Source organism: Amycolatopsis sp. SID8362 (assembly GCF_010550475.1).
GTDB lineage: Bacteria > Actinomycetota > Actinomycetes > Mycobacteriales > Pseudonocardiaceae > Amycolatopsis > Amycolatopsis eburnea.
Genome location: NZ_JAAGNB010000146.1, coordinates 1 through 4,887, shown reverse-complemented (window position 1 = coordinate 4,887; position 4,887 = coordinate 1). Strand labels below are relative to the sequence as shown.

Here is a 4,887-nt window from a genome sequence, read left to right as displayed (position 1 = left end):
GCGACGCCCAGGTCATCGAGCTGGCCAGGGCGGCCGACCAGGTGCGCGCGGAGCCCGCGGACATGCCGCTGCTGCGGCGGCGCCGCGACGAGCTCCGCGCGCACATCCACGAAGGCAAGCTCGACGCGGTGCGGCGCCAGCACTCGCTCGGCAAGCTGACCGCGCGGGAACGCCTGGCACTGTTGCTCGACGAGGACTCGTTCACCGAGATCGAGCCCTACCGGCGGCACCAGGCGAACGGGCCCGGGCTGGCGGGCAACCGCCCGTACACCGACGGCGTCGTCGCCGGGTCCGGCACCATCGACGGGCGCCGCGTCTTCGTCTACGCCCAGGACTTCACGCTGTTCGGCGGCTCGCTCGGCGAGGCGCACGCGGCCAAGATCCACAAGGTGCTCGACCTCGCGGTGGCCAACGGCGCCCCGGTGATCGGGCTCAACGACAGCGGCGGCGCCCGGATCCAGGAAGGCGTCCTCGCGCTCAACGGCTACGGCGGCATCTTCCGCCGCCAGGTCGAGGCGTCCGGCGTGATCCCGCAGATCAGCGTGATCCTCGGCCCGTGCGCGGGCGGCGCGGCGTACTCGCCGGCGCTGGCGGACTTCACGTTCATGGTGCGCGACACGGCGCGGATGTACCTGACCGGCCCGGACGTCGTCGAGGCGGTGACCGGCCGCCGCGTGACCCACGAGGAGCTCGGCGGCGCCGACGTCCACGGCACCCACTCGGGGGTCGCGACGGTCGTGCACGACGACGAGGAGAGCTGCCTCGCCGACGTCCGCTACCTGGTGTCCCTGCTGCCGGGCAACTACCTGGACCCGCCGCCGGACGCGAGCTCGTCCAGCGCGAAGGACGACTACCGGCCCCGGCTGGCGGAACTGGTGCCGGTCGAGCCGAACCAGCCGTACGACATGCGCGACGTCTTCGCGGAGGTCGCCGACGACGGCGAGTTCTTCGAGCTGCACGAAGGCTGGGCCCGCAACGTGCTGTGCGCGCTGGCCCGCATCGACGGCCGGGTGGTCGGCCTGGTCGGCAACCAGCCGGTGGTGTTCGCCGGCGTGCTCGACGGCCCGGCTTCCCAGAAGGCGGCGCGGTTCGTGCGGTTCTGCGACGCGTTCGGCATCCCGCTGGTCAGCCTGGTCGATGTCCCGGGCTTCCTGCCGGGCGTCGAGCAGGAGCGGAGCGGGATCATCCGCCAGGGCGCGCAGCTGCTGCACGCGTACTGCGAGGCGACGGTCCCGCGGATCCAGGTGATCCTGCGGAAGGCCTACGGCGGCGCGTACATCGTGATGGACTCCCGGTCGATCGGCTGCGACCTGTCGCTGGCCTGGCCGACCAACCAGATCGCGGTGATGGGCGCGGAGGGCGCGGTGAACGTCCTGCACCGCCGCGAACTGGCGGCGGCGCCCGACCCGGACGCGTTGCGGGCGAAGCTGGTCGCGGAGTACACCGAGGAGTACTTGAACCCGCAGTACGCGGCCGAGCGCGGCCTGGTCGACGACATCATCGACCCGGCAGAGACCCGCGCGGCGCTGGCCCGCGGGCTGGCGATGCTGCGGGACAAGCGGAAGCCGGGACCGTCCCGCAAGCACGGGAACCTGCCGATCTAGGGGGCCGGGATGGTGGTGCGGGTGGTCCGGGGCGCACCGGACGACGTGGAACTGGCGGCGCTGGTGACGGCACTGGCGCTGCTGGCGGCGGGTGCGCCGCCTGCGCCGGCCGTCGAGGTCGGTGGCTGGCGGGCGCGGGGGACGGGCGAGCCGCTCTTCCGGCGCCCGGGCGCCTGGCGGCTGTCGGGCTTGCCGCGCTGACCCGAGATGTAGTGAATGACTCATTCCTGTCGTCCGACGACAGGAATGAGTCATTCACTACGTCCGTGCCCAGGGGCCGGGTGGTCACGCAGCCCGGTCGCGCTCCTCCTCCGCCTGGCGGGCCTGCGTGAACTCCCGCAGCCGGGCCGCCGCCGCGCCCTCCCTGGCCGGGGAATACGTGCTGTGGCCCGGGTGCACCGCCACGTAGCGCACGATTCCGTCGAGGAGGACCTCGACCTCCGTGTGCTCGCCGGGGACGAACGCGCCTCCGCAGGCCGCGCAGGTGCGCTGGCGCTCCGCGGCGCCCCGGGGGGTCTCGTGATCGGTCATGACGCACCTCGCTCGAGGGATCCAGGTGAAATCTCGGTCATCCCAGTGCACTCCCCGTGCGTTCCCCGCCGCCACTCGTGCGGTGCGCATCCACCCGGACCTGAGTCGCGCACATCCGATCCGCGACCGCGCGGGCGCATCGTGGACCCGTCCCACCGGAAGGAGAAAGCCATGACAGCAGCAGCGGTTCCGGCCGAACCCCAGCAGCCCGCCGAGCCGGAGCGGGCGGCCGAGCGGCACCTCAGCGCCGTGCCGGACCTCGAGCCGGAGGCGGACGAGCCCGGGCACATCGTGCGCGGGTACAACTGACCCGCACTTTCGGAGATGACCACGTCCCGGCCGCCACGGGAAACTGGAGGTCGGCCGGGGCGTCACGGGGTTCCCGGCGGGGCGAGCCAGTGGCCTGTCCGCGATGCACGTCTGCGTGGGCCGGGCGCACCGGCGGACGTTCGGTTGGGAGGCCGGCGAATGGCAGTGCGCCTCCAGCTCACCGCTGGCTTCGAGATCCTCGAGGAGTGGGCTGAATCCGCGACCCAGGCCCAGCGCAACGCGCTCTACGAAGCGCTGTTCGCGGTCGGCGACGGTTCGGCGTTCCTCGTTTACGACATTTTCGGCGACGCGGAAAACCCGCGCAATTTCGTCGTCGTCGTGAAAGCGAATCTCGTCCTCAAAATCATGGTGCAGCGCGCGGAATCATCCTTTGAAATCCGTTATGTCGGCGCGCTCGAAGACGACGTCGACGTCGCGCCGGCCCAGTCGGGCCCGGCCAACCCGGAGTAACCGGCGCTGATCCTGCTCTGAATGGCGCAATGCGCGTTCGCGTGCGGGGGAGCACCGCCGCGTAGGTGGCCCAATATCGCCTGCTCCGGTCATGTGTTTCGCACCTTGACTATCGCCCTCCCGGTATGGAACTCTTCATATGTTCGCTGGTCAGAACGTTATTTTTGGGGCGAATAACGAGGAGGCAGCACAATGTCGTCACCTGAACTGCCGGGTCTTGACGTTTCCAGCCGGGTCCGGGCGCGGGACATCCAGATGACCGGGACTGCCGATCTCGGCCGCCGGGTCCTGATGATCACCGGTGCGGTGGACACCACCGACCACGACGTCTCGGTCAGCGTCAACCTGCCCGAGCCGGGCCGCTGGCACGTGATCAAGGCGGAAACCAACCTGACCGACCAGACCTGGGTCGCCATGCAGGCCGTGCTGGACGAGGAATCCACGTTCCTCGACGACGACTTGCTGATGTCGCCGCAGTTCACCAAGAGCTTCATGACCCCGGACCAGCGCCGCCTCACGTTCTACGACGGCGAGGTGCGCCCGGGCGAAACCGTGCTCAAGGCCTATTCGATGGAGACGGGCGGGCGCAAGCCGGCGTACTTCTACTCCCGGTACAGCCCCATCCCCACCGACAGCGCCGAGCAGTCGCAGCAGACGCTGGACGAGCTGGTCGCGCACGGCATGAACCAGCGACCCGTGATCGAGCTGATCGTCCCGGTGACCGTCATCTGACGACCCGCCGGGTCCCGATCGAGCTGGGGAGCACATGATCACGTTCGTGCCCGAGCCGCACCTGCTGGACTCACCCCGCGGACGTGCGTGGCCCCGGCCCCCGGTGCCGGCCCCGGTCCGCGGCACGGTGCCCGCCACCTCGGCGGACGTCGTGGTCGTCGGCGCCGGCCCGGCCGGTGTCGCGGTGGCTTCCGCGCTGTGGCACCACGGCGTCCGCGACGTCGTCATCGCCGACCGGACCGGCCGCCCGTGCGGCCGGTTCTTCGGCCGCATCGACCGCCTGGGCCAGCGCGTCCTCCGGTCCCCGTACGAGCACCACCCCGGGGTCGAGGGCTACCGCGACTGCGAGCTCCTGGACTTCGCGCGCCTGCACTGGGGGCGGCTGACGCCGGCCGAGCGGCGCCAGATCCGGATGTCGCAGGCGGGCCACCGGTCGGTCGTCCCGGTCGACGTCTTCGACGCCTACTGCGACCACCTGATCGCGAGCCACCACATCGGCAGCAAGACGTGGCAGGCGCGCGTGCGCGAGGTCGTGCCCGAAGGCGACGCGGTCACCGTGCGGGCCGACCGGTTCTCGGTCACCGCCCGGCACGTCGTGCTGTGCCTCGGCGAAGAGCGCCGGGAAGCCCCGGATTCCTGGTGGGGTGGCGGTTCCGCACCGGCCGGAGTGTCCTATTGGGACGAATCGGTGCCGGTCGGCGGGCGGTGCCTGGCGGTGGTGGGCGCCGGGCTCACCGCGGCCCACCTGATCGCCGGCGCGCTCGCCGAAGGCCGCGAGGTGCACTGGGTCGTGCGGGAAACCGGCGAGCGCTACCAGTGCGCCGACGTGAACTCCTCGTTCTTCCGCCCCGAAGGGCGCTTGCGCTTCAACCGCGTCGGCTGGTCCGAGCGGCTCGAGCTGATGAGCGCGTTCCGGCGGGCGTCGATCATGTTCGAGTTCCGGCCGCTGCTCGAACGCGCGCAGGCCGAGGGCCGCCTGGTCGTGCACCGCGGTGCCGCGGTCAAGAGCATCGGCCCCGGCGTCGGCGGGACGACCGTGGTGCGCCTGGCGGGCGGCGGGCGGATCGCCGCCGACCACGTCCAGCTCGCGCTCGGCACCACCCCGTCGATCGGCGAAGGCCTGCTGCCCGGTGAAGCGCTTTCCGTGCGCGACGGCTGGCCCGTGCTGGACGAGCGGACGCTGGCCCACGTCCGCGCCCCGCGCGTGTCGGTGGTCGGCGCCGCGGCCGCGATGGTCCTC

At 71.7% G+C, this 4,887-nt stretch carries 7 protein-coding genes; 6 read left to right on the top strand and 1 reads right to left on the bottom strand.

Features of this window, described 5'->3' with window-relative positions; translation table 11 throughout:
* Nucleotides 1-1,604 (top strand): acyl-CoA carboxylase subunit beta (locus tag G3I65_RS05670; protein WP_239070580.1); only part of this gene is annotated, 1,604 nt, incomplete at its 5' end.
* A 9-nt stretch (nucleotides 1,605-1,613) separates the two neighbouring features.
* On the top strand, nucleotides 1,614-1,805 hold the full coding sequence (locus G3I65_RS05665; RefSeq protein WP_160695161.1) for an acyl-CoA carboxylase epsilon subunit: 192 nt from the start codon (nucleotides 1,614-1,616) through the stop codon (nucleotides 1,803-1,805).
* 84 nt (nucleotides 1,806-1,889) lie between these two features.
* On the opposite strand, the gene G3I65_RS05660 is transcribed toward G3I65_RS05665, so the two are convergent.
* Nucleotides 1,890-2,135 carry a hypothetical protein gene (locus tag G3I65_RS05660; protein ID WP_160695160.1) on the bottom strand — a complete coding sequence of 82 codons (246 nt, stop codon included), beginning with the start codon at nucleotides 2,133-2,135 and terminating at the stop codon, nucleotides 1,890-1,892.
* 171 nt (nucleotides 2,136-2,306) lie between these two features.
* On the opposite strand from G3I65_RS05660, the gene G3I65_RS05655 reads away from it, so the two are divergent.
* The 4 genes from G3I65_RS05655 to G3I65_RS05640 all read left to right on the top strand — a co-directional run.
* Complete coding sequence (locus G3I65_RS05655; protein WP_160695159.1) at nucleotides 2,307-2,444, top strand: hypothetical protein; 138 nt, start codon at nucleotides 2,307-2,309, stop codon at nucleotides 2,442-2,444.
* Between the two features lie 159 nt (nucleotides 2,445-2,603).
* Nucleotides 2,604-2,915: a DUF6235 family protein gene (locus tag G3I65_RS05650; protein ID WP_125314939.1), complete on the top strand. Its 312-nt coding sequence runs from the start codon at nucleotides 2,604-2,606 to the stop codon at nucleotides 2,913-2,915.
* A gap of 255 nt (nucleotides 2,916-3,170) precedes the next feature.
* Nucleotides 3,171-3,647 (top strand): DUF6423 family protein, encoded by a 477-nt coding sequence (locus tag G3I65_RS05645; protein WP_125314938.1) that lies wholly within the window; start codon nucleotides 3,171-3,173, stop codon nucleotides 3,645-3,647.
* A gap of 34 nt (nucleotides 3,648-3,681) precedes the next feature.
* The coding region (locus G3I65_RS05640; protein ID WP_160695158.1) for an FAD-dependent oxidoreductase at nucleotides 3,682-4,887 on the top strand (1,206 nt) is incomplete at its 3' end.

Coding starts and splice junctions, on each gene's coding strand:
- G3I65_RS05665 (WP_160695161.1), top strand. CDS start 1,614: ATGGTGGTGCGGGTGGTCCGGGGCGCACCGGACGACGTGGAACTGGCG.
- G3I65_RS05660 (WP_160695160.1), bottom strand. CDS start 2,135: ATGACCGATCACGAGACCCCCCGGGGCGCCGCGGAGCGCCAGCGCACC.
- G3I65_RS05655 (WP_160695159.1), top strand. CDS start 2,307: ATGACAGCAGCAGCGGTTCCGGCCGAACCCCAGCAGCCCGCCGAGCCG.
- G3I65_RS05650 (WP_125314939.1), top strand. CDS start 2,604: ATGGCAGTGCGCCTCCAGCTCACCGCTGGCTTCGAGATCCTCGAGGAG.
- G3I65_RS05645 (WP_125314938.1), top strand. CDS start 3,171: ATGACCGGGACTGCCGATCTCGGCCGCCGGGTCCTGATGATCACCGGT.